Below are 23,494 nucleotides of genomic sequence, written 5' to 3' on the forward strand. Positions count from 1 at the left end.
ATCCTGGATGTGATGGCCCTCAGCCCGCTGCAGCAGGGGCTGTACTCGCTGGCCGGTCTGACCGACGGCGGAGCCGATCCGTACTTCATCGCGATGGCCGCGGATGTCGAGGGCAGCCTCGACGCGGCGCGGCTGCGGGCCTGCGCCGAAGCGATGCTGGACCGCCACCCCAATGTCCGGGTGAGCTTCTTCCAGGGCACGCTGAGCAAGCCGGTCGCGGTGGTACCCGCCACCTTCGAATTGCCCTGGCAACACGTGATCGTCGATACCGACGACGAGGTGGCCGCGCTGGAGGACGAGGTCCGGCGCCGGCCGTTCGACCTGACTCGTGGCCCGGCGATCCGGTTCCTGCTCGCCGAGCTTCCGCATTCCCGGTGGCGGCTGGTGGTGGTCGCCCATCACATCGTCATCGACGGGTGGTCGTTGCCGGTGTTCGTCAGCGAGTTGATCGGCCTGTACCGGGCCGGCGGGAACCTCGCCGCGCTGCCACCGCAGCCACGGCCCTACCGCGACTACATCGGCTGGCTGGCCGGCCGGGACCCCGAGGTCAGCCGCGAACGCTGGGCCACGCACCTGGCCGGACTGGACGGACCGACCATGCTGGCGCCCGCACTGTCCGGCCGGGAAGCTGAGGCCGGGCTGCCCCGGCGCACCGAGGTGACCCTCGACGAGGCGAGCACCGCCGAGCTGCTGGACTCGGCGCGCGCCCACGGCGTCACCGTCAGCACCTTGTTCCACATGGCTTGGGCAGCAATCCTGTCCGTCTTCACCGACCGTACCGACGTGGTGTTCGGGGTGACGGTGTCCGGCCGGCCCGACGACCTCGCCGGCGTCGAATCCATGGTCGGGCTGTTCATCAACACCGTGCCACTGCGGATCCGGCTCGACCCGGCGCAGCGCGTCAGCCGGCAATGCCTTGCCCTGCAACGCGAGGCCGCGGACCTGCGTGACCACGGTTACCTCAGCCACGCCGAGCTGAGGGCGGCCGGCGGAATCGGCGAACTGTACGACACCCTGCTGGTCTACGAGAACTTCCCACCCGGCGGGCTCGTCGGCAGCGGGGATTTCGATCTCGGCGGCGCGGTGATCCGCCCGTCGGCGTTGGAAAGCCTGTCGCACTTCCCGATCACCATCGCCGCCCATCCCACCCACGGCCGGCTCACCGTACTGGTCGAAACCCTGGACGGGGCACTGGGACTGATCGATCCCGAGACACTGGGGCGCCGGGTGCTGGCCGTGGTGCGTGGTCTGCTGCAGCATTGGGACCGCCCGCTGCGCGAGGTGGCCGTCACGTTCGACGACGAGGTCGACGCGTCGCCGGCCAACGACACCGGGGTCCACCGCGGAGGTTTTCACACCGCGTTCACCGAAGCCGCCGCCGACCGGCTGGGATCGGTCGCCCTGAGCTGGGCGGGCGGCGAACTCACCTTCCGCGAACTCGACGAATCCGCCGACCGGCTCGCCGCGGAACTGGCGGCGCGCGGGGTGTCCGCCGAGACACCGGTACCGATCCTGCTGCGCCGCGGACCCGATTACGTCGTGGCCATGCTGGCCGTGCTCAAGGCCGGCGGTCTGATCGTGCCGCTGGATCCCGGCATGCCCGCCGAGCGCATCCGCGAGATCATCGGCCAGACCGGCGCCACGGTGATCGTCGATGAGACGGTCATCGATGCGGTGGCCGACCTGCCGATACCCGAGTTCGCGCCCGCACCGGTCCGGCCGGGGCAGGGCGCCTACATCGTCTTCACGTCGGGGACCACCGGAAAACCCAAGGGTGTCATCGGGACTCATGACGCCCTGCTCGCCTACGCGGCCGACCATGCCCGAAACGTGCTGCAGCCGGCCGGGCGCCGGCTGCGTATCGCGCATGCCTGGTCGTTCACATTCGACGCGGCCTGGCAGCCGCTGGTGGCCCTGTTGTACGGCCACAGCAACCACATCGTCGGAGATGCCGTCCAGCGCGATGCAGAGGCGCTGGTCGCCGAGATCGGCCGGTTCGGTCTGGACATGATCGACACCACCCCGTCGATGTTCGGCCAGCTGCGGGCGGCGGGCCTGCTCTCGACGGTCCCGTTGACCGTGCTGGCCCTCGGCGGCGAGGCGATCGACCCGGCGGCATGGCAGGGCATCCAAGCCGATTGTGCGCGCACCGGTGTCCGCGCCCACAACTGTTACGGGCCCACCGAGACGACGGTGGAAGCCGTCGTTGCGCGGATCGCCGACCACCCGCAACCGTGTATCGGCTATCCCACCGACCCGACCACTGCGCGCGTCCTGGACCGTTGGCTGCGCCCGGTGCCCGACGGTGTGGCGGGGGAGCTGTACCTGACCGGCGGGCAGCTCGCCCGCGGCTACCTGGGCCGCATGGGGGAGACCGCGGGCCGATTCGTCGCCGACCCGTTCAACCCGTCGGGCCGGATGTATCGCACCGGTGATGTGGTGCGCCGAGGGGTGTCCGGGGAACTGCAGTTCATCGGCCGCAGCGACGACCAGGTGAAGATCCGCGGCTTCCGGGTCGAGCCCGGCGAGGTGGCCGCCGTCCTGCACCGTCACCCCGAGGTGTCACACGCGCATGTCGCGGTGCGCAGGCATCGCACCGGCCCGCGGTTGACGGCCTATGTGGTGACGCGCGTACTTCCTACCACGCTCCGCCGGGACCTCGCCGCGACATTACCGAGATACCTGGTCCCACACCAGATCATTGTCGTCGACGAGATACCCCTGACCGGGCACGGCAAGGTCGATGACGCCGCACTCGCGGCCCTCGACGGCCGGCACGACACCGCGGCGGTGACCGGCCCCGCCACCGACACCGAGACGGCGCTGGCCGCAGTCTTCCGCGAGCTACTGGACATCGAACGCGTCGACGTCACCGTCGACTTCCTGGACCTGGGGCTGGACAGCATCGTGGCCCTTTCGGTGGTGCAGGCGGTACGGCGGCGTGGAATCCCGTTGCGGGCCCGGCTGATGCTGGAATGCGCCAGCATTCGCGAACTGGCCGCGGCGCTGGACGCGGACACGCACGCAGAGGCGGTCGACCACGAGGACGCCGGCCCGATCCCGCTGCTGCCCGCCGGCCATTGGCTGCTGGCACATGGTGATTCGCGCCGGCTGGCGCAGACCGAGGCGATCCGCCTGCCCCGCGGCATTACCCGCGCACAGCTGGAGACGCTGCTGCGCACGGTGATCGACGGTCACGTCGCCTTGCGCAGCAGGCTGGACCGCGACACCATGACGCTGGTCGCACATCAGGTCACCGTTACCGTTGACGAGGCGGATGTCACCGGTGACCTCGCGGCCGCGGTCGGCGCCCGCACCGACGAATCCCTTCGGCGGCTGGACCCCGAACAGGGGGTGATGTTCCGGGCGGCGCTGCTCCACCACGACAGTGGCACAGATGTGCTGGTGCTGACCGCGCATGTGCTCGCGATGGATCCGGCCTCGTGGCGGATCGTCCTCGGTGAGCTGGAAACCGGTTGGCATGCGGTGAATTCCGGTCGCGCGCCGGCGCCGGTGCGGGAGCACACCTCGCTGCGGCAGTGGTCCAGAATCCTGGCCGAGCGTGCCCTCAAGCTCGATACCTGCGAGTTCTGGGAGGCGCAGCTCGCCGGCGACGACCCGGAGCTGGGCACCCGCCGGGTCTGCCCCGAGACCGACCGGGTCGCGGACGTGGTGGTCGCCATGTCGTTCACCGACCCCGACGTCTCGGCCCGCGTGATGGCGGGACCGGCGCCGGAGTTACTCGCGGCGGCCACCGCGCGGACCGTCACCGCCTGGCGGCGGGCCCGCGGGCAGCGGACCCCGGCGCCGTTGCTGGCGCTGGAAACCCACGGCCGTGCCGATGCCGTCGTCTCGGCGGGGCTGGCCGACGATGCACACCTGATCGACACCGGGGACACCGTCGGACTGCTCAGCGCGATCTACCCGGTCCGGCTCGTCGACGGTGTCCTGCCGGTGATCCCCGGCGACGGTATCGACTACGCGCTGCTGCGCCACCTGCGCGCAGATACCGCCGCGCGACTCGGTGCCCATCGTGACCCGCAGATACTGCTGAACTACCTGGGCCGGATCCACCACGCCGGTGGCGCACAGGCCCTCTTACCCGACCGCGCCTTACTGGCCGCACTGTCGCCGACGCCCGAACCGAATCTGGCTGTCCGCCACGAGCTCACGCTCAATGTGGCACTCATCGAGCGGAACGGGGTGCCGGTGCTGGGCAGCCAGTGGCGCACCCTGCCCGACATTCTGTCCGCCGCCGACGTCGCCACCCTGCAGGCGATGTGGCAGGACGCATTACGAGAGGTCGTCTCATGACACAGAAACTGGCCATCATCGGCGCGGGAGCCAAAGCGGTGGCTGTCGCGGCCAAGGCCGCCGAACTGCGCGCCATGGGCGTCGACGCACCCGAGGTGATCGCGGTGGAGCGCACCGCGATCGGCGCCAACTGGCAGGCCGCGGGCGGCTGGACCGACGGTGCGCATCGGCTGGGCACCGGCCCGGAGAAGGACATCGGCTTTCCGTACCAGTCCGCGCTGGTGCCGCGCCGCAACGCCGAACTCGACGAGCGGATGATGCGGCACAGCTGGCAGTCCTATCTGGTGGGGACCGGCCAGTTCGCCGAGTGGGTGGACCGCGGCAGGCCCGCCCCGCCACACCGGCGGTGGAGCCAATACCTGCAGTGGGTGGCGGAACGGGTCGGCATGTCGGTGACCCTGGGCGAGGTCACCGAGATCGGCTTGCAGCAAGGCGATGCCGGGGCCGGCTGGGAACTGAAGACCCACGAGAGCACCGTGGCGGCCGACGCGCTGATGATCACCGGCCCCGGCCAGGCGGAGCGCTCGATCCTGCCGGGCAACCCGAGAGTGCTGTCCATTGCGCAGTTCTGGCACCGCGCCGCGGCCCAGGAGCTGATCGCCGCCGACCGGGTGGCCGTCATCGGCGGTGGCGAGACCGCCGGCACCATGCTCGACGAACTCTTCCGCCACCGCGTGTCGACCATCACCGTGATCTCGCCGCAGGTGACGCTGTTCACCCGCGGCGAGGGCTTCTTCGAGAACACGCTGTACTCCGACCCCACCCACTGGGACGGTCTGACGCCGGCGGAGAAGCGGGATGCGATGAACCGCACCGACCGCGGGGTGTTCTCGGTGCGGGTGCAGGAGGCGCTGCTGGCCGACGACCGGATCCGGCATCTGCGCGGCCGGGTGGCCCACGCGGTGGCCCGCGATGAGCGTATCCGGCTGACCCTTCAGACCGAGCGCGGCGGCGAGCGGCTGGAGACGGTGCACGGTTTCGACCTGGTGATCGACGGGTCCGGTGCCAACGCGATGTGGTTCCAGCCACTGTTGCGCCAGGAGGCGCTCGACATGCTCGAACTCGGTCTGGGCGCACCGTTGACCGGTGACCGCCTCCAGGAGGCCATCGGCCACGACCTGGCCGTCGGCGATGTCGAGCCCAAGCTGTTCCTGCCGGGACTCGCCGGCCTCACCCAGGGGCCGGGTTTCCCGAACCTCAGTTGCCTGGGCCGGTTGTCCGACCGCGTTCTGGGTTCCCCCGCTTTCGCCGCGCTCGCAAGGAGAAGTCATGAGCAGCAATCCGTTCGATGACGAGGACGGCACGTTCTACGTCCTGCGCAACGACGAGGAGCAGTACAGCCTCTGGCCGGCGTTCGTGGACGTGCCGGCCGGCTGGCGCGTGGTGTTCGGGGAGAGCACCCGGGCCGACTGTGTGGCCTACGTCGAGCAGACCTGGACCGACCTGCGACCGAAGAGCCTGCGCGACGCGATGTCCTGAGCCGTCAGCGCCCGGCCACCAGATCGGCGAGGCGCGCGATCGGTGAACTCGTTGTCCGGCCACGCGCTTCGGACGTGTCCGCGGCGCGATAGGCGGCATAGATACCGTGCACGGCGAGATAACGCAGCGGCTCGAACTCCCAGCGGCGCGCGCGGTGGCCCACCCACGGCGCCCGGGTGAGATCGGTGGTGTTTCCCAGGACCAGATCGCGCAGTGTGCGGCCGGCGAGGTTGGTGGCCGTCACTCCGGTTCCGACGTACCCGCCGGCGAAGCCGAGGCCGGTCCGGGGATCGTGGGTCACCGACGCCGACCAATCCCGCGGCACCCCAAGCACACCCGACCAGGCATGGTCGATCGCGGCCGAGTGCAGGGCCGGGAAGAACCGCCGCAGCAACGCGGTGAGACTGTCGATGGTCGCCGGCTGGGTACTGCCGTCGGTGTCCACGGCCGAGCCGTAGCGGTACGGCACGCCGCGACCACCGAGAGCGATGCGCCCGTCGGCGGTCCGCTGGGCGTACATGTACACATGCGCCATATCGCCGAGCGTGTCGTAGCCCTGCCAGTTGATCGACTCCCAGGTGGTCTCCGGCAGCGGCTCGGTGACGATCATCGAGGAGTTCATCGGTAGCCAGGTGCGGTGCTCGCCCGCCAGGTTCGCGGTGAACCCCTCGGTGGCGCGCAGGATGTGTGTTGCCCGCACGGTGCCGAAATCTGTTCTGGCACGGCCCGGTTCGATCTCGTGGACGGGCGTGTTCTCGTAGATGTCGACACCGAGGCGTTCGACGGCTTCGGTCAGCCCGCGGGCCAGTTTGGCGGGATGGACCTTGGCGCAGTGCGGGTGCCAGATTCCGCCCAGGGTTCCGGCCACATTCACCCTGCTCGCTGTGTCGGACGCGGACAGCAGCGTGCTGTCGGTACCGGGCCACGCCGCCAAGGCCTCCGCCGTCGATTGCAGGCGCCCGAACTGGGCCGGAGTGTAGGCGACGGTCAGTTCGCCGCCCTTGCGGATATCGGCGTCGATACCCTCTTCTGCTGCGATGGCGAGCACTTCGTCGATCGTCGCGTTCAGCGCGTGCTGGTGGTCGATCGTCGGCTGCCGGCCATAGGTTTTCGCCATCCGCTCGCGGCCGCCGGTGATCTCGTTGGTGAGCCAGCCGCCGTTGCGGCCGGACGCCCCGAACCCGGCGAACCGTGCCTCCAGGACCGCGATGCGCAGACTCGGTTCGGCTTTCTTGAGGTAGTACGCGGTCCACAACCCGGTGTATCCGGCCCCGACGATGGCGACGTCGACATCGATCGACCCGGGCAGCGTTCGGCGCGGCGCGGGTAGCCCGATCTGCTGCCACCAGAAGGAAACTCCACCATTGACGGTCACGACATCACTCCACTCACTCGCTCGGATCGTTGGTTCATCGGGTGCCCTCGGCTTCTTGCCACGCGCGGGCCGCGACTAGTTCGGGGATGAGCGTCTCGGTGAGGAGACGGACGTCATCGTCGTCGTCGCCGGGATAGCGCACCGTCGTGGTGGCGGCTGGGACCACGCCGCCGACGCCGACCAGCTTGGTGTCCCGCGGCCCGGCCCACTCCGCCATCTGGTTCTCCCACGGCGAGCCCGCAAAGACGAGCATCCGCAGATCGGTGTTCTTCGTCCGGTACACGTCGACGTGGCTCCAGTCGCCCGTCTCACAGCCGGTAGCGGCGCGACGGGGACCCTCGCGGAACATCAAGGCGCCCTGCTGGGCTGACGAGAGCCGGTGCGCGGGCGCACACAGATGGGTCTCGTCCGGACCCAGCAGCAGGTCGGAGACCTCGGGGCGCCAGTCTGCCTCGGTGGACAACAACCACTCGCTGGCACGCGCCGCCGCGCGCACGGCGTCCACCAGGGCTGTGGTCGAGGTCCCGGTCAGGTGACACTCCAAGGCCAGGAACATCGCCAGCGTGTGCTGGAAACTGCGGCAGGCGACCCCACCGGCCTCCCGTTCCGCCAGCAGGTCCACCGTCGCGCCGCAGGCCTCGGTGATGGGGGATCCGGCGGTGTTGGTCACCGCCACCACCGTGGCCGTGGGATCGATACGGGTCAGCGCATCAAGGGTTTCCACCGACGCGCCCGAGGCGGAGGTCGCCACCACCACGGCGCCGGATCCCCAGGCGGGCAGCAGTGCATTCGAGGCGATATCGGAGACGGCGACCACCCCGCGGGCACGCAGCCGGGCGGCGGCGACACCACCGGCGTAGGCCGAGGAGCCCATGCCGAGGAACACGACACGCTCCGCGCCGGCCGGCACCACCTCAGACCACGGGTTGCCCGCGGCCAGCGCGTCCGCGAGCGCCTCGAGCACCTCCGGCTTGCGGGCCAGGTCGGCGGCGAACTCGTGGGGTTTCACAGCGGGTCACCTTTCAACAGTGCCGGCAGTGCGGCATCGGGGACGTACATCCAGCGCGGAAGATGCTTTGCGGCATAGATGATTTCACGTAGGACCTGTTGCAGGCGAAAGGCCGGGACGGCCTCGGCGGAGAACAGCTGTTGCTGGCCGGCCGCGGTGAGCCGGGCGGTGTACGCGTCGAGGAAGGCGGCCTGCGCTGCCGCGTCGATATGGTGCAGACGTGCCGGATCGAGGTCATGGTGTCGGGCGGCCACGATCGCCACGTGGGCGAAGGACTGCAGCATACCGGCGACGTCCACGGCCGCAGGCACCGGAAGTTCCCGTTGCCACGGCGGCAGTACCGGGTTCCCGTCGAAATCGGTGATGACGAAGCGGTGGTCGTCGCTGCGCAGGATCTGGCCGACATGAAGGTCGCCGTGCGCGTCGAAAATCGGGACCCCGACGAGTTCGCCGATACGCTCCAGCAGGCCGGCGACCTCGGTGCCGTGCTCGGCCAACACCGCAGCACAGGTGTCGTCGGCCAATAGCGTTGCCGTGCGCAGAGTGTCGAAGGCGCCTTCGCGCCATCGGCGAGCATCGTCGGCGGTGGACGTGGTCGCCGTCGCTGCCAGCGCCAGGTGCAGGTCGCCCACCGCCGCACCGACTGTGGCGCACGCGGTCGCGACGTCGGTGGCATCGTCGGCGCGTGCTCCGGCGACGAACAGGTCCACGGCCCACGTCCAGCCGTCGACCGCACCGGGCAGATAGCCGGTCACGGTGGCGACCAGGGTCTCGGCGCCGCCGTCGGGCCGCCAGGTGACCAGGCCCCACGGTGGCGGCATCGCGGGGAAGCCGACGGCGGTCAGCGCGGACAACCGCGGTACGGCGGGGTGGGGGCCGGGTTCCAGGTGCGTCGACCATTTCACGACGGCCGCATCACCCACGATGACCGATTCGTTGGTCTGGTCGACGGTGATGGGGCGTTCGCCGTGCGGTTGCGGTCCTGCAGTCCAGGAGATGACGGTGAAGCGTCCTCGCTCGGACCGGCCTTCGGTTGCGGTGAGCAGCGTGATCAGCGCTTCGGCCACGCCGTCACCGGCGGTCGCGCGCCGCCATCCGTCGTGATCGGTGACCACGGGCACGGCGGACGCCCCGGCGTCGTGGGAGATCACGGCCAGGGCGCGACCCGCGCCGAGGTCGAGCAGATCCGTCGGGGTGAGATCCACTGTCAGGGCGCTGTCGCGGTCTGCGCCCGTCCGATGCGCTCGATGACATCGGCTGCCGCACTGAGACCGTCCCGGCCGCGCACGGCGTAGCCGATGGCGGCCACCCGCTCGCGCATCTCGGTATCGGCCAGGACCCGATCGAGCGCGGTGATCAGTTCGTCGTCGCGGAAGTGGTAGGTGTCCAGGCGGATGCCCAGCGCGAGTTCGTCGATGCGCTGGGCGTTCTCGTACTGATCCCAGAACAGCGGCAGCACGACGAGTGGCTTGCCGAAATGGAGTGCCTCGGTGGTGGTGTTGTTGCCGCCGTGCGAGATCACCGCGTCCACCAGGGGGATGATCCTGGTCTGCGGCAGCATCTGCGCCCCGACCATATTGTCGGCGAGCACGATCTTGTCCGCCTGCGGACCCTTGCTGACGATGAACCGGTGCGGAGTCCGGGCCAGTACGTCGATGAGCCGCTGCATCAACGAGACATCAGCTGAGCCAAGGGAACCCAGGGACAGGAAGATCAGGGAACTGCCGTCCGGCCGGTCCGCGACGGCGGCGGGCAACTCGTAGTCCTCGTCGGTTTCGCGGACGCTGGAATCCAACCGGGTCCAGGACCCGTCGAGGGGCCGGCGGTCGGTGTAGTCGGCCTCGGCGGGGTAGACGTACAGATTTCCGGCGTTGTCGCGCGGCATGAACTCCAAGTCGGGTAGCGCGCCGGCTCCCTGGGCCTGCACCCAGGCGTCGAAATCCGCCCAGAGCGGGCGCAGCACCCGGTCGAACTCCGCGCGGTAGGCACCCCACTGCGAGCGGTCGTCGCTGGGCAGGCCCGAGAAGGGCGGCGGCACCTCGGCTCCCGGCACTTCGAGAGGGCTGCACGACACGATCCGCACGAACGGTTTACCGGCGGTCACCAGGGCCGGGAAGATCACCACGTTGTCTTCCACGATCACATCCGGCCGATGCTTGGCGATGATCTCGCGCAACCGCGGTTCGCAGTATTTCGCCCCGTCGATGAGGGCCTGGTAGGTGGGCAGGATGAAGGTCTCGAGCTGCTCGATGGTCGGCTTCGCGAACTCGGGGGAGGTCTCGGCGATGAAGTCGGTCCAGAACTGACCGGCGTCGTCACCACCGCCGTCCTCGGCGGGCTCGGCCAGGTCCACGAGTTCCTCGATGAACCCGAAGCGTTCGATCTTTCCGGCCCACGAGGATTCCGCCGCGAACACGATGGTATGTCCGCGATCGCGGAGTTTGGCCGCGACGCCGATGCACTGGTTGGTGGGCCCGTACGCCGATTCGGGCCAGAACATGACGGTCAACGGAGCGGTCATCGGTCATTCCTTTCGGGAGTGCTCAAGCCTGCGCGCGCGGAAGAGGATGGCCGGTGGCCACCCGTGCGTAGTCGAGGATCAGTTCGGTCGCAGCCTCGGCATCGATGCTGGGATGACGGGCCACCATGCGGTAGCCGTAGGCGTCCTCGAGCGCGACGATGTTGCGGGCAACCGTCAGCGACGGTGACGCCAGCGTGAACGTGCCCTGTGCGGCACCGGATTCCAGGATCACCTGATACATCGCCACCTGCCGGTCGTACAGCGCGGTGAGCAGCACCGCGTAAGACGGGTAGCGGGCCGCGGCACCACCCAGTTCGCAGAGGAGTTTGACGGCGGGATCGTCGGAATCGACCGGCAGACCTGATTCGATCGTCAGGACCAGGCGCCGGTCCGGCTCGGCGATACCCTCGATCGCGCGCAGGCGCTCGTCGTAAAAGCGTTCCATGCCGGCACGATTGGCCTCCACCAACAACGTCTGGACATCCGGGAAGTGGTACAGCACGGCACCCGAGGTCAATCCGGCTTCCGCCGCGACCTGCTTCAACTGGACGTCTGCCCCGTGCTTCATCACCGCACGTTGGGCGGCGTGGAGCAGCTTCAGGCGTCGCTCCGTGCGGCTCACCATGGCTGCACACCTCCTCGGCATACGTTTCGGGTCACTCTGCCAGACCGCGCCGGATCTGGTCGTGTTTTCTGAATTGTGCATCAAGTTTTCATGACGTGCAGGCTATGAACTGGATTTTTACCTGTTGCGAAACCTGAATTGCGATGCAACTATCTTTCTGCGGTCCCGGTAGAGGCCGATTCTCCAGATCTGGAACAGCACCATGAGGGCGCCGATGATCACCATTGAGCACGCATACATCGCGACTCGGTATCTGCCTTCCGCAAGCAGAGGGGTGTGCGAATGAGCGCGGGACGATTCCACCGAGGACTGCGGGTCGAGGGGTCCGGCGGAGGCCGGACCTTGTGCAACCCGGCGACGGGGGAGTCGACGGCGATCGTCTCCGAGGCGACTGTCGACGAGGCGGCGCTGGCGGTTTCGGCTGCGGCCGAGGCATTCCCGGAGTGGTCCCGACGTACCGCAGGGGAGCGGGCGCGGCTGATCCTGCGGTGGGCGGACCTGATCGACGCCCACGTCGAGGAACTCACCGACCTCGAGGTCACCGAAACGGGTAAACCCGCCGCGGTCTTCCGGGACGGCGAACTTCCCTTCGGCACCGACAATCTGCGGTTCTTCGCCGGATCGGCCCGATCGCTGGAGGAGACCGGAGCCGGTCTACTGAGCGAGGGTTATACGTCGATGATCGTCCGCCGTCCCGTCGGGCCGGTGGTGGGTATCGCGCCGTGGAACTTCCCGATGATCATGGCGCTGTGGAAGATCGGACCGGCGATCGCCGCGGGTAACACGATCGTGGTCAAGCCCGCGCCGACGACGCCGAGCAGCACGCTGCGGATCGCGGAACTGGCCGTACAGGCCGGCATCCCGGCCGGTGTCCTGGAGGTGGTGACCGGCGATGACCAGGTGGGTGCGGCTCTGGTCGCCGATGAGCGCGTACAGCTGATCTCGATCACCGGCTCGACCCGGGCGGGGCGGCACGTGATGGCGACCGCGGCCGCCCGTGGCGCGCGCGTGCACCTGGAACTCGGCGGGAAGGCGCCCTGTCTGGTGTTCGAGGATGCCGACCTTGCGGCGGCGGCGCACGGTATCGCCATGGGGGCGACCTACAACTCGGGTCAGGACTGCACGGCGGCCACCCGGGTGTATGCGCACGAATCCGTCTTCGATGAATTGGTCGACCGGATAGCCCTACAGTTCAACAGTATTCGAGTGGGCGATCCGCGCGCCGCGGACACCCATATCGGTCCGCTGATCAGCGTCGAGCACCGGGACCGGGTGCACGGATTCGTCGATCGCGCAGTGGCCGCCGGTGCGACGGTGCGCGCCGGCGGCGAGATTCCCGACGGCGCTGGGGCCTACTATCCGCCGACGCTCGTCACCGGCGCGGCGCAATCGTCGGAGATCGTCCAGGACGAGGTCTTCGGGCCGGTGTTGGTGGCGCTGCCGTTCCGTACCGAACAGGAGGCGATCGCCTTGGCCAACGACTCGGCCTACGGACTGGCTTCCTCGGTCTGGACAGTCGATGGGGCCCGCGGACTCCGGGTGGCGCACGCGATGGAGGCGGGGGTGACGTGGGTCAACGATCACCTGCCCATCGCCTCCGAGGCCCCACACGGCGGGGTCAAGGCCAGTGGCTTCGGCAAGGACATGAGCCACGCGGCGGTGGCCGAGTACACGGTGGCTCGCCATGTCATGGTCAAGCACGCACCACGCTCGGCGAACGACTCGTTCCGCCCAGCCTGATCTGGACGTAATCGATAGACAGTCAACAACATTCACGTCACCCACCGGAGGTCCAGTCATATGACGACAAACGACAACGCGGTTGCCGCGCCGGCGCCCGCCGAGGTGCTACCGCGCAAGATGCGCTGGTTCGACGGATTCGCCATGGCCATGACCATGCCCGCCGCGCTGGTGGCCACCCTCGGCGCGTCGATCGCCGGCCTCGGCGGGTGGGGCGCGGCGGTGCTGTGGGCCATCTCGATGATCATTTCGCTCGGCGTCAACTGGATCTACACGGAGCTGGCCGCCATGTTCCCCGAGGCGTCGGGTGGTATCGCCGGCTACGCGGCCGAGGCCTGGAAGAGCCGCGCGCCCTGGCTCGCACCGCTGGCCGGCGTCGGCTACTGGCTGCCGTGGGGATCGAACCTGGCCACCTACGGCGCCTTCACCGGCCTGCTGGTGCAGTCACAGTGGTTCCCCGACCAGCAGTGGAGTTTCGACGCCGGCCCGCTGCACCTGAACTTCCCGATCCTGGTCGGGCTGGCCGTCATCTTCATCCTGTACGGCATCAACGTCATCGGGGTGCGTGTCACCATGGCGTTCGTCTATGTCACCGCCGCGATCCTGATGATCCCGCTGGCGGTCTTCATCATCTTCCCGCTGTTCAACTCCGACTGGGCCCCCATGGATCTCACCTGGAAACTGCACGGGTTGGAAGGCCTGCACACGGCCATCGTGTGGTTGTACGTGATGGCGTGGACGACGCTGGGTGTGGAGGTCTGCGCGACCTTCGCCTCCGAATACCGGGACCCGGTCAAGGACACCTCACGGGCGATCCGCGCCTCGGCGTTGTTCTGCCTGGGCGTGTTCTTCCTGGTGCCGCTGACCCTGGGCGGATTCGCCGGGGAGTCGGCCGTCGAGGCCGATCCGGCCACCTTCTTCGTCGGCAGCTTCTCCAAGCTGACCGGCGCCGGGGCGAGCGTCATGGTGCTCTGCCTCATCGCCTCTCTGGTGCTGGTCATGCTGACCTCGGTCGCCGACGCCTCACGTGTGCTGTTCAACATGGGCAAGGAGGGGGTCACCGTGCGGGCCGTCGGCAAGCTGAACCGACGCGGTGTGCCGATTCGCGCCCTCAACGTCATGCTGGTGCTGAACATCGTTCTGCTGGTGGTTCTCCAACAGCCGCTGGCCATCATCGTCACCGGAAACCTGGGCTACATCCTGGCCCACGTGCTGGCGGTCGCCGGATTCGCCGTACTCCGCAAGGACCGCCCGAATGCCTTGCGGCCCATCCTGTTGCCGCGCGCGTTCGTGCCGCTGTCGATCGGTCTGGCGGTGCTGTTGGCCATCATGCTGGTGGTGGGCGCGACCGGCTTCTCCATCACCGGTTACGGCGGCATCCTCGAACTGGGTATCGCCGTCTCGATCCTGGCCGGCGGCGTGGTGCTGTGGTGGTTCGTCCAGCGCCGCGACCAGGCCGCCACGAAACCCTGATCGGGCAACGTCTTTCACGGTGATCGCCATCCGGGGCGAAGTCAGCTCCGAATGAAGGTTGTCGATGTTGATCTGACGGCAGGGTTGCCGTCGTCGATTCAGGAGGACGTACGGGTATGAACATACTGGCGCGTGCGGCGGCGAGCGCCGCCGTCGTATTGGCAGTCTCTGGTGTCACCGGTGGGGTCGCGGCAGCCGAGCCCGGTGCCAATCTGGTCGGCCCCGGGTGCGCGGACTACGCCAAGCAGGTTCCGTCGGGGCCGGGTTCGGTGGCGGGAATGGCGCAGGATCCTGTCGCTGTCGCCGCATCGAACAACCCCCTGCTGACCACGTTGACCGCGGCGGTGTCCGGGAAGTTGAACCCGGATGTCAATCTTGTGGACACCCTCAACGGTGGCCAGTTCACCGTGTTCGCGCCCGTCGACACGGCGTTCGCCAAGGTCGATCCGGCAACCATCGACCGGCTCAAGGTCGACGCACCCCTTCTGACGAGCGTGCTGACCTATCACGTGGTGCCTGGCCAGATCAGTCCGCGCGACCTCGTCGGCACCCATCACACGGTTCAGGGGGCGCCGCTGACCGTGACCGGCACGCCGAACGACTTGAAGGTCGACGGCGCGTCCGTGGTGTGTGGAGGCGTGCACACCGCCAACGCCACGGTGTACCTGATCGACACCGTGCTGATGCCGCCCGCCTGACTTTCAGGGAAAACCATTGTCGCGGTGGTGTTCTGGGATGAAAGCCCGGGACACCACCGCGGCGCACCACGGCTCACTCCGGATGGGTTCGGGTGAGTTCCGCATCACACCGCGGGACTTGCCGTTTGGAACACCCGTCGGCCGGGTAGTTCCCGGCAGATATCCGGTCGTGTCCGCAAAGGCTGCAGGCACCTCCGTGCGGCGAGAGCGAGCATGAAGAGGAGTTCAGAGATGCGGGGGTCCGCTCTGCCCGAGAGCCGCGAGACGCAGGTATCTCCGGATCGGATACTCCGTCCTGGAGATACCTGCTGGCACATCGCACGCGCTGATCGGTACGCGCCGATAGTCGACGGCGCCGACTATCTCCGGCACGTGAAGGCGGCGATGCTGCGGGCCCGCCACCGGATCATCCTGGTCGGGTGGGACGTGGATTCCCGAACGTCCTTCGAGGCCCAGGATCCGACGCTGCCCGGCCCGAACCACCTGATGACGTTTCTGCATGCCCTGCTGTGGCAGCGGCCGGAACTGCAGGTGTACTTGTTGAAATCGAATCTGCGTCTGCTGCGCGCCTTCGACCCCTACTGGTTCGGGCCCATCCCCACCTCGTGGCTCAATCGCCTCACCTCGTCGAGGCTGCATTTCGCCGTCGACGGCGCCCATCCCCTCGGAGCGGTCCACCACCAGAAGATCGTGGTCGTCGACGACACGGTCGCCTTCTGCGGCGGTATCGATCTCACGCTCGGGCGATGGGACACCCGCGCTCACGAACCGGACGCCCCGGGCCGGCGGGCGTCCGGCGAACCCTACGGACCCCGCCACGAGGTCGCCGCGGTGGTCGACGGCCCCGCAGCGCGGGTCCTGGCCCGGCAAGCCCGTGACCGCTGGCAGGCGGCCACAGGTCGAGAACTGCCCGCGCTGTCGGCCCGAACGTCGGCGTGGCCGCGGGGATGCGCACCCGCATTGCGCGCCGTCGAGGTCGGGGTGGCACGCACACTGCCGGCCCTGCCCGGCAGCGACGAGGTCCGTGAGGTCGAGGCGTTGAACCTCGCCGCAATCGCAACCGCCCGGCACGTCATCTACCTGGAGAACCAATACCTCGCCGCCCGGGGCCTGGCGCAGGCCCTGGCGACGCGGCTACGCGAGCCGGACGGACCCGAGGTGATCATCGTGCTGCCGCGCAGCTCCGAGAGCCGGCTGGAACAGGGGTCGATGGACGCCGCCCGAGAACGACTGGTGCGCTTGCTGTGGGATGCCGATGAGCATGGGCGGCTGGGCGTTTACTGGCCGGTGACCAAGGGCGGTGTCCCGGTGTACGTGCACTCCAAGGTGATGATCGTCGACGATCGCTTCTTGCGCATCGGCTCGTCCAACCTGAACAACAGGTCGCTGGGATTCGACAGCGAATGCGACCTCGCGCTGGAAGCCTGGGCCGCCGACCGCGACGATATTCGCCGCCACATCGAGCACATGCGCGACGACCTGCTGGCCGAGCACCTCGGGGTGTCGGTGGACGCCGTACGTTCCGAGGCGGCACAGCGGCAGTCGATCGTGGGAGCCGTCGAGGCGCTACGCGGAACCGGCCGCTCACTGCGCAGGTTCACCGAATTCATGGTGGCCGCGGATGCCGGACCGTTCGCCGAGAACGACCTCATGGATCCCGACCACGTGCCCGCCTCCCTGGCGCAGACGCTGTGTGCGACGACCATCGCCGCGATGCTGTGGCCGCTGACACAGGCCGCACCGGGGCTGTGGTCGACGATCCGTGCCGTCACCGACCAGGTCCGCACCTTCGCGCCTGATCTGGAGAGAATGGGGACCGGCACACCGGACTGACCGCGAAGGGTCAGGACTGGGGCACGGACTCGGCGTCCATGTCGTACACCCGGGCGTGCAGCACCGTCCGGTTGCGCAGCGCGGCCCGCACCGCGCGGTGCAGCCCGTCCTCCAGGTAGATCACGCCCTGCCAGCGGACCGCATGCGGGAACAGGTCGCCGTAGAACGTGGAGTCCTCGGAGAGCAGGCGGTCCAGCGCCAGCACGGTGGTGGTGGTGACCAATTCGTCCAACCGGATCTGGCGGGGCGGGATCTGGGACCACTGCCGATATGACAGGCCGTGTTCGGGATACGGCTTGCCGTCGCGAACACCTTTGAAGATCACCGGCGGGCTCCCATGCGACTGAGGTTAGTGCGACCCGGCGCGCGATGTCCTTGCCAACGTGAATACCCGCTGTTGGTCGCCGTAAAATGGGATGAAGACCGTTACCGAAGGGCAGGTGAACAGTGGGTAGTGCCGACGACCGCCGCTTCGAGGTACTCCGTGCCATCGTCGCCGACTTCGTGACCACCAAGGAACCCATCGGTTCCAAGTCGCTCGTCGAGCGCCACAATCTCGGGGTGTCCAGCGCGACCGTCCGCAACGACATGGCGGTGCTGGAGTCCGAGGGGTACATCGCCCAACCGCACACGAGTTCCGGCCGGGTCCCCACCGAGAAGGGCTACCGCGAGTTCGTGGACCGTCTCGACGATGTGAAACCACTGTCGGGCAGCGAGCGGCGCGCCATCCTGCAGTTCCTGGAATCCGGGGTGGACCTCGATGACGTGCTGCGCCGCGCGGTGCGGTTGCTGGCGCAGCTGACCCGGCAGGTCGCCATCGTGCAGTACCCGATGCTGTCCGCGTCCACGGTGCGCCACCTCGAGGTCGTCGCCCTGACCCCGGCGAAGTTGCTGCTGGTGGTGATCACCGACAGCGGGCGCGTCGACCAGCGGGTGGTCGAACTGGGTGACGCCATCGACGAACACGAACTGTCGCAGCTGCGCGAGCGCCTCGGTGGTGCTCTGGAGGGCAAACCGCTGGCCACGGCGTCGATCGCGGTGGCCGACCTGGCCGGCACCCTGGACGGTCACGGCGGGCTGGGCGACGCCATCGGGCGAGCTGCCACGGTGCTGGTCGAGACGCTGGTCGAGCACACCGAGGAACGGCTGCTGCTCGGCGGCACCGCCAACCTCACCCGCAATACCGCGGACTTCGGTGGATCACTGCGTTCGGTGCTGGAGGCGCTGGAAGAGCAGGTGGTGGTGCTGCGGCTGCTCGCCGCGCAACAGGAAGCCGGTAAGGTCACGGTGCGTATCGGGCACGAGACCGAGGCCGAACAGATGGCCGGGACGTCGGTGGTGAGCACGGCGTACGGCAGTTCGGGCAAGGTGTTCGGCGGCATGGGTGTGGTCGGTCCCACTCGGATGGACTATCCGGGAACTATCGCGAATGTCGCCGCAGTTGCTCTCTACATCGGCGAGGTTTTGGGCACCCGGTAGAGGACGGCCGCAAACGGGCGGCATGAAAGAGGTTGTACGTGGCACGCGATTATTACGGTCTGCTCGGCGTGAGCAAAGGCGCCAGCGATTCGGAGCTGAAGCGCGCCTACCGCAAGCTGGCGCGCGAGCTACACCCTGACGTCAACCCCGATGAGGCGGCGCAGGCGCGGTTCAAAGAGATCAGCATCGCCTACGAGGTGTTGTCGGATCCGGAGAAGCGCCGCATCGTCGACCTGGGCGGCGACCCGATGGAGAACGGCGCCGCCGGTGCGGGTGCGGGTGGCTTCGGCGGTTTCGGGGGCCTCGGCGACGTGTTCGAGGCGTTCTTCGGCGGCGGCGGCGGTTCCCGCGGCCCGATCGGCCGGGTGCGCCCCGGCTCGGATTCGTTGCTGCGGATGCGCCTGGACCTCGCCGAATGCGCCACGGGGGTGACCAAACAGGTCACCGTCGATACCGCCGTGCTGTGTGACCTGTGCCAGGGCAAAGGCACCAACGGCAACTCCACCCCGGTCACCTGCGACACCTGCCACGGCCACGGCGAGGTGCAGACGGTGCAGCGCTCACTGCTCGGTCAGGTGATGACGTCGCGGCCGTGCCCGGTGTGCGGCGGCGTCGGCGAGGTGATCCCCGACCCGTGCCACCGCTGCGCCGGTGACGGCCGTATTCAGGCCCGACGCGAGGTCAGTGTGAAGATCCCGGCGGGGGTGGGCGACGGTATGCGTGTGCGGCTGGCGGCTCAGGGCGAGGTCGGCCCCGGTGGCGGCCCGGCTGGTGACCTCTATGTCGAGGTGCACGAGCAGCAGCACGACATCTTCGTCCGCGACGGTGACGATCTGCACTGCACGGTGTCGGTCCCGATGTTCGACGCGGCGCTGGGCACCACGGTCACCGTCGAGGACATCCTGGGTGGGGCGACGGAGATCACCATCGCCCCCGGCACTCAGCCCGGTTCGGTGACCACGCTGCGCGGCCACGGCATGCCGCACCTGCGCTCCGGGGTGCGCGGAAATCTGCACGCGCACATCGAGGTGCTCATCCCGACGCGTCTGGACAGCACCGACACCGATCTGCTCGGCAAACTCAAGGCGCATCGGGCCCGCGATGTGGCCGAGGTGCGGTCCGCTCACGGCAATGCCAACTCGAACGGCGGTCTGTTCAGCCGGCTGCGGGAAACCTTCTCCGGGCGCTGAGCAGATCGCGCATGAGTGGAGCCGCGCGTGAGTAGAGCGCTCTTCTACGTCGACGTGCTGCCTGAGCCGGGGGCGATCGCCGTGGTCGACGGTGACGAGGGCCACCACGCCGCGACGGTGCGCCGGTTCCGTCCGGGCGAGGAACTCGATCTCGGCGACGGCGCCGGAACGACGGCCCATTGTGTCGTCGAGGAGGCCACCAAGGGCATGTTGTCGGCCCGGGTGCTGACCACCACGCGGGTACCGGCACCGGTGCCGCCGGTCACCGTCGTGCAGGCACTGCCGAAATCCGAACGCTCCGAACTGGCGATCGAACTGGCCACCGAGGCGGGCGCGGACGCGTTCGTGGCGTGGCAGTCGCAGCGGTGCGTGGCTCGATGGGACGGCGCCGCCAAGGTCGACAAGGGGCTGCGCCGGTGGGCCGCGGTCGCCCGCTCGGCAGCGCGGCAGTCCCGGCGGGCCTTCATCCCGACCGTCGACGGTGTGCTGAGTACGGCGCAGCTGGCCGGCCGGATCGGCGGCCTGACCTTGGTCTTGCACGAGTCGGCGACCGTGCCGCTCGCTGATCTGGGTGTCGCACAAGCGGACTCGGTGACGCTCATCGTGGGTCCGGAAGGCGGGATCACCGATGAGGAGGTCGCGACGCTGACCGAGGCGGGTGCCGTCGCGGTCCGGCTGGGACCGACGGTGCTACGGACGTCGAGCGCGGCCGCGGTGGCCCTCGGCGCGATCGGAGTACTGACCCGCCGGTGGGACGTGTAGGGGATATATTCCGGACGTTTCCCCGGGGAAACATCAGGCACACGTGGCTGTGATGTCGCGTTCGTAGCGTCGCGGCATGGCAACCACCATCGACCCCCCACAGAGCGAAATGGTCCGGCTGGCCAACAAGCCGCCGTGGTACACCTCCCTGTTCGTCCAACTGCTGGTGGCGATCGTCGCGGGCATCCTGATCGGCTGGCTGTGGCCCGAGGTCGGTGGCGCACTCAAACCGCTGGCCGACGGGTTCATCAAGCTCATCAAGATGCTCATCGCCCCGATCATCTTCTGCACGGTGGTGCTCGGTATCGCTCACGTCGGCGACCTGAAGTCGGTGGGCCGGATCGGGGTCAAGGCGCTCATCTATTTCGAGGCGGTGACGACCTTCGCGCTCATCTTCGGTTTGGTGGTCGGCAATCTGATGAAGCCCGGTGCCGGGTTCGCCATCGATGCGCAGACGTTGGCCACCGGCGCCGAGGCGGTGGCCAAGAAGACCAGCAACGGCGAACTGCCGCACACCGTCCAGTTCCTGCTCAACATCATCCCGACGTCGGTCGTATCGGCCTTCGCGGAGAACGCCCTGCTGCAGGTGTTGTTCTTCGCGGTGCTGTTCGGCCTGGCGTTGGCGAAGTTCGGCGAGACCGGGCCGCCGGTGATCCTGGAGTTCGTCGACCACATGAGCCACATCTTCTTCACCATCATCGGCTGGGTGATGCGGTTGGCCCCACTGGGTGCGTTCGGCGCGATGGCCTACATCATCGGCCAGTACGGCATCGGCTCACTGGCCAGTTACGGGAAGCTGATCGCCGCCTGCTATCTGGCCGCGCTGCTGTTCATCCTCATCCTCGCGGCGATCGCGAAGATCTTCGCCGGGGTGAACCTGTGGAAGTTCGTCGTCTACATCAAGGACGAGTTGTTCCTGGCGCTGGGCACCGCGTCCACCGAGGTGGTGCTGCCGCGCATCATGACCAAACTGGCCCACGCCGGCTGCTCCCGCACCACGACGGGTCTGGTGGTGCCGACCGGGTATTCGTTCAACCTCGACGGCGCCACCCTGTACCTGTCGATCTGTGTGCTGTTCCTGGCGCAAGCGCTCGGCGTCGATCTGAGCCTGGGCGAGCAGATCACCGCGGTGCTGGTGCTCATGCTCACCTCGAAAGGAATGGCGGGGGTGCCCGGCTCGTCCTTCCTGGCCTTGTCGGCGACGGTTGCGGCCATCGGGCACGGGGCGATCCCGGTGGCCGCGGTCGCGCTGTTGCTGGGGGCCGACCGCATCATGGACTCGATGCGCGTCTCGGTGAACCTGCTGGGCAACTGTGTGGCGACGTTCGTCGTCGCCAACTGGGAGGGCCAGCTCGACAAGGACCGCATGCGCAGGGTGTTGGCGGGTGAGGACGTCGAACCATTGGAGGACGCCCTCGAGCCGGAAGCCGTGCCGGTGGGCCCTGCCGATCGGGTGTGAGACATCGGGTGTGAGACATCGGGTGTGAGACACAGCCCTGTTCGGGCACTGCGTGAAACGAGTCACTCCTGGTCAATCTTTTGAATTAACCGGAATGAAACATCCCACCTTTCCCGTTCTTCCCTACGTACCGGCACGGGGATGCCGGTGGACGAAGAGGAAAGAAGTACAGAGATGAAGAAGTTCGGTTTTGCCAGTGTGATCGCCGCCGGTATGGCCACCGCCGTCCTGGGTCTTGCGGGCCCGGCGCAGGCCGATGTCGCGCACAACGACTGGGTACATCAGAACGGCCAGAACGCCACCGCTCCGCAGGTGGACACCACGGTGCATCAGAGCCACTGACACCACAACTGTCGTTGAGGGCCACCCCGGTACCGGGGTGGCCCTCAACCGTTGGGTGAGGTCATGGCCGGCGCTAAACTGGGAGCACCGACTCCAGAGCACAGGAAGCAGGCACGAAACACCACGTGACGCCCCGCGAGACGACCGCTGACACGCCCTCCCGGCAGGTGCGCAGCAGCATCACAGTTCCGCCCGACGCTGTCGTGGGCCTGCTCGGTTCCGCCGACGAGAACCTGCGCGCCCTCGAATCGCTGCTCACCGCTGATATCCACGTGCGTGGCAATGCCATCACGCTCTCGGGGGACCCCGCCGATATCGCGCTGGCCGAACGAGTGGTCGGCGAACTCGTCGCCGTGCTGGCCGCCGGTCAGCCGCTCAATCCCGATGCGGTGCGCCGCAGCGTCTTGATGATGACCGGTGAATCGGACGCCTCGCCCGCCGAGGTGCTGACGCTGGACATCTTGTCCCGGCGCGGCAAGACCATCAGGCCCAAGACCCTCAACCAGAAGCACTATGTGGACGCGATCGACGCCCACACCATCGTGTTCGGTATCGGTCCCGCGGGCACCGGCAAGACATATCTTGCGATGGCCAAAGCGGTCGCGGCGCTGCATGCCAAACAGGTCAACCGGATCATCCTGACCCGTCCCGCGGTCGAGGCCGGTGAGCGCCTGGGCTTTCTGCCGGGCACGCTGAGCGAGAAGATCGACCCCTACCTGCGCCCGCTGCTGGACGCGCTGCACGACATGATGGACCCGGAGGTCATCACCAACCTGCTGGCCTCGGGTGTCATCGAGGTCGCGCCGCTGGCGTTCATGCGCGGCCGCAGCCTCAACGACGCCTACATCATCCTCGACGAGGCACAGAACACCACGGCCGAGCAGATGAAGATGTTCCTCACCCGGCTCGGCTTCAACTCGAAAATGGTTGTCACCGGCGATATCACGCAGGTCGACCTGGGCGGTGGCCAGGCCTCGGGCCTGCGCGCGGCGATGCACATCCTCGATGACATCGACGATATCCACTTCGCCGAGCTCACCAGTGCCGACGTCGTTCGGCACCGGCTGGTCTCGGAGATCGTGGATGCCTATGCGCGCCATGACGATCCGGGCATGCTGAACCGTGCCCAACGCCGCTCGTCGAACGGGCGGTCGCGGCGATGAGCGACGCTTGCGGAGCGAATCAACGGGCGGCA

19 protein-coding genes are annotated in these 23,494 nt (G+C 68.2%); 13 read left to right on the plus strand and 6 right to left on the minus strand.

Going from position 1 to position 23,494, the window contains the following annotated elements:
• Positions 1 to 12: 12 nt before the first annotated feature.
• The 3 genes from QN239_RS12970 to QN239_RS12980 are packed head-to-tail and all read left to right on the plus strand — an operon-like array spanning position 13 to position 5,793.
• Positions 13 to 4,314, plus strand: a complete 4,302-nt coding sequence (locus tag QN239_RS12970; RefSeq protein ID WP_499016735.1) for an amino acid adenylation domain-containing protein — start codon at positions 13 to 15, stop codon at positions 4,312 to 4,314.
• Positions 4,311 to 5,606, plus strand: a complete 1,296-nt coding sequence (mbtG, locus tag QN239_RS12975) for an NADPH-dependent L-lysine N(6)-monooxygenase MbtG (RefSeq protein WP_499010839.1) — start codon at positions 4,311 to 4,313, stop codon at positions 5,604 to 5,606. The genes QN239_RS12970 and mbtG overlap by 4 nt, the downstream gene beginning before the upstream one ends.
• A complete protein-coding gene (locus QN239_RS12980) occupies positions 5,584 to 5,793 on the plus strand; it encodes an MbtH family protein (RefSeq protein WP_187096205.1) in 210 nt (69 codons plus the stop codon). The genes mbtG and QN239_RS12980 overlap by 23 nt, the downstream gene beginning before the upstream one ends.
• Before the next feature lie 4 nt (positions 5,794 to 5,797).
• On the opposite strand, the gene QN239_RS12985 is transcribed toward QN239_RS12980, so the two are convergent.
• The 5 genes from QN239_RS12985 to QN239_RS13005 are packed head-to-tail and all read right to left on the minus strand — an operon-like array spanning position 5,798 to position 11,323.
• A complete protein-coding gene (locus QN239_RS12985; RefSeq protein ID WP_499010841.1) occupies positions 5,798 to 7,168 on the minus strand; it encodes an NAD(P)/FAD-dependent oxidoreductase in 1,371 nt (456 codons plus the stop codon).
• Between the two features lie 34 nt (positions 7,169 to 7,202).
• Positions 7,203 to 8,177 carry an SIS domain-containing protein gene (locus QN239_RS12990; RefSeq protein WP_499010842.1) on the minus strand — a complete coding sequence of 325 codons (975 nt, stop codon included), beginning with the start codon at positions 8,175 to 8,177 and terminating at the stop codon, positions 7,203 to 7,205.
• Positions 8,174 to 9,382, minus strand: a complete 1,209-nt coding sequence (locus QN239_RS12995; protein ID WP_499010844.1) for a glucosamine kinase — start codon at positions 9,380 to 9,382, stop codon at positions 8,174 to 8,176. The genes QN239_RS12990 and QN239_RS12995 overlap by 4 nt, the downstream gene beginning before the upstream one ends.
• 2 nt (positions 9,383 to 9,384) lie before the next feature.
• Positions 9,385 to 10,698 (minus strand): glycosyltransferase, encoded by a 1,314-nt coding sequence (locus QN239_RS13000; RefSeq protein WP_499010846.1) that lies wholly within the window; start codon positions 10,696 to 10,698, stop codon positions 9,385 to 9,387.
• 22 nt (positions 10,699 to 10,720) lie between these two features.
• Positions 10,721 to 11,323 (minus strand): TetR/AcrR family transcriptional regulator, encoded by a 603-nt coding sequence (locus tag QN239_RS13005; protein WP_499010848.1) that lies wholly within the window; start codon positions 11,321 to 11,323, stop codon positions 10,721 to 10,723.
• Positions 11,324 to 11,605: 282 nt separating this feature from the next.
• Between QN239_RS13005 and QN239_RS13010 the strand changes: the two genes are divergently transcribed.
• From QN239_RS13010 to QN239_RS13025, 4 genes are all read left to right on the plus strand, one after another.
• Complete coding sequence (locus tag QN239_RS13010) at positions 11,606 to 13,063, plus strand: aldehyde dehydrogenase family protein (RefSeq protein WP_499010849.1); 1,458 nt, start codon at positions 11,606 to 11,608, stop codon at positions 13,061 to 13,063.
• Between the two features lie 60 nt (positions 13,064 to 13,123).
• Positions 13,124 to 14,536 carry an APC family permease gene (locus QN239_RS13015; RefSeq protein ID WP_499010851.1) on the plus strand — a complete coding sequence of 471 codons (1,413 nt, stop codon included), beginning with the start codon at positions 13,124 to 13,126 and terminating at the stop codon, positions 14,534 to 14,536.
• 116 nt (positions 14,537 to 14,652) lie between these two features.
• Positions 14,653 to 15,234, plus strand: a complete 582-nt coding sequence (locus tag QN239_RS13020) for a fasciclin domain-containing protein (protein ID WP_499010853.1) — start codon at positions 14,653 to 14,655, stop codon at positions 15,232 to 15,234.
• A 231-nt stretch (positions 15,235 to 15,465) separates the two neighbouring features.
• Complete coding sequence (locus tag QN239_RS13025; protein WP_499010855.1) at positions 15,466 to 17,067, plus strand: phospholipase D-like domain-containing protein; 1,602 nt, start codon at positions 15,466 to 15,468, stop codon at positions 17,065 to 17,067.
• Positions 17,068 to 17,077: 10 nt separating this feature from the next.
• Here the strand turns inward: QN239_RS13025 and QN239_RS13030 are convergent, their stop codons facing one another.
• Positions 17,078 to 17,392, minus strand: a complete 315-nt coding sequence (locus QN239_RS13030; RefSeq protein WP_090353534.1) for a type II toxin-antitoxin system VapB family antitoxin — start codon at positions 17,390 to 17,392, stop codon at positions 17,078 to 17,080.
• Positions 17,393 to 17,514: 122 nt separating this feature from the next.
• On the opposite strand from QN239_RS13030, the gene hrcA reads away from it, so the two are divergent.
• The 6 genes from hrcA (at position 17,515) to QN239_RS13060 (ending at position 23,462) form a co-directional block, all read left to right on the plus strand.
• Positions 17,515 to 18,546, plus strand: a complete 1,032-nt coding sequence (gene hrcA, locus QN239_RS13035; RefSeq protein WP_090353535.1) for a heat-inducible transcriptional repressor HrcA — start codon at positions 17,515 to 17,517, stop codon at positions 18,544 to 18,546.
• Positions 18,547 to 18,584: 38 nt separating this feature from the next.
• On the plus strand, positions 18,585 to 19,736 hold the full coding sequence (dnaJ, locus tag QN239_RS13040; RefSeq protein ID WP_499010858.1) for a molecular chaperone DnaJ: 1,152 nt from the start codon (positions 18,585 to 18,587) through the stop codon (positions 19,734 to 19,736).
• 27 nt (positions 19,737 to 19,763) lie between these two features.
• Complete coding sequence (locus tag QN239_RS13045; protein WP_090353538.1) at positions 19,764 to 20,498, plus strand: 16S rRNA (uracil(1498)-N(3))-methyltransferase; 735 nt, start codon at positions 19,764 to 19,766, stop codon at positions 20,496 to 20,498.
• A gap of 76 nt (positions 20,499 to 20,574) precedes the next feature.
• Positions 20,575 to 21,957: a C4-dicarboxylate transporter DctA gene (gene dctA, locus QN239_RS13050; protein ID WP_499010861.1), complete on the plus strand. Its 1,383-nt coding sequence runs from the start codon at positions 20,575 to 20,577 to the stop codon at positions 21,955 to 21,957.
• A 174-nt stretch (positions 21,958 to 22,131) separates the two neighbouring features.
• Positions 22,132 to 22,299, plus strand: a complete 168-nt coding sequence (locus QN239_RS13055) for a hypothetical protein (RefSeq protein ID WP_090353543.1) — start codon at positions 22,132 to 22,134, stop codon at positions 22,297 to 22,299.
• Positions 22,300 to 22,424: 125 nt separating this feature from the next.
• Positions 22,425 to 23,462 (plus strand): PhoH family protein, encoded by a 1,038-nt coding sequence (locus QN239_RS13060; RefSeq protein ID WP_499010864.1) that lies wholly within the window; start codon positions 22,425 to 22,427, stop codon positions 23,460 to 23,462.
• Positions 23,463 to 23,494: the final 32 nt, after the last annotated feature.

Source organism: Mycolicibacterium sp. Y3 (genome assembly GCF_051188035.1).
GTDB classification, from domain to species: domain Bacteria; phylum Actinomycetota; class Actinomycetes; order Mycobacteriales; family Mycobacteriaceae; genus Mycobacterium; species Mycobacterium fluoranthenivorans.

Bases quoted from the DNA above. Each gene is read 5' to 3' on its own strand.
- QN239_RS13005 (WP_499010848.1), bottom strand. From the start codon at position 11,323: ATGGTGAGCCGCACGGAGCGACGCCTGAAGCTGCTCCACGCCGCCCAA.
- QN239_RS12980 (WP_187096205.1), top strand. From the start codon at position 5,584: ATGAGCAGCAATCCGTTCGATGACGAGGACGGCACGTTCTACGTCCTG.
- QN239_RS13025 (WP_499010855.1), top strand. From the start codon at position 15,466: ATGCGGGGGTCCGCTCTGCCCGAGAGCCGCGAGACGCAGGTATCTCCG.
- QN239_RS13000 (WP_499010846.1), bottom strand. From the start codon at position 10,698: ATGACCGCTCCGTTGACCGTCATGTTCTGGCCCGAATCGGCGTACGGG.
- QN239_RS13010 (WP_499010849.1), top strand. From the start codon at position 11,606: ATGAGCGCGGGACGATTCCACCGAGGACTGCGGGTCGAGGGGTCCGGC.
- QN239_RS13020 (WP_499010853.1), top strand. From the start codon at position 14,653: ATGAACATACTGGCGCGTGCGGCGGCGAGCGCCGCCGTCGTATTGGCA.
- QN239_RS12970 (WP_499016735.1), top strand. From the start codon at position 13: ATGGCCCTCAGCCCGCTGCAGCAGGGGCTGTACTCGCTGGCCGGTCTG.
- dctA (WP_499010861.1), top strand. From the start codon at position 20,575: ATGGCAACCACCATCGACCCCCCACAGAGCGAAATGGTCCGGCTGGCC.
- mbtG (WP_499010839.1), top strand. From the start codon at position 4,311: ATGACACAGAAACTGGCCATCATCGGCGCGGGAGCCAAAGCGGTGGCT.
- QN239_RS13055 (WP_090353543.1), top strand. From the start codon at position 22,132: ATGAAGAAGTTCGGTTTTGCCAGTGTGATCGCCGCCGGTATGGCCACC.
- QN239_RS13015 (WP_499010851.1), top strand. From the start codon at position 13,124: ATGACGACAAACGACAACGCGGTTGCCGCGCCGGCGCCCGCCGAGGTG.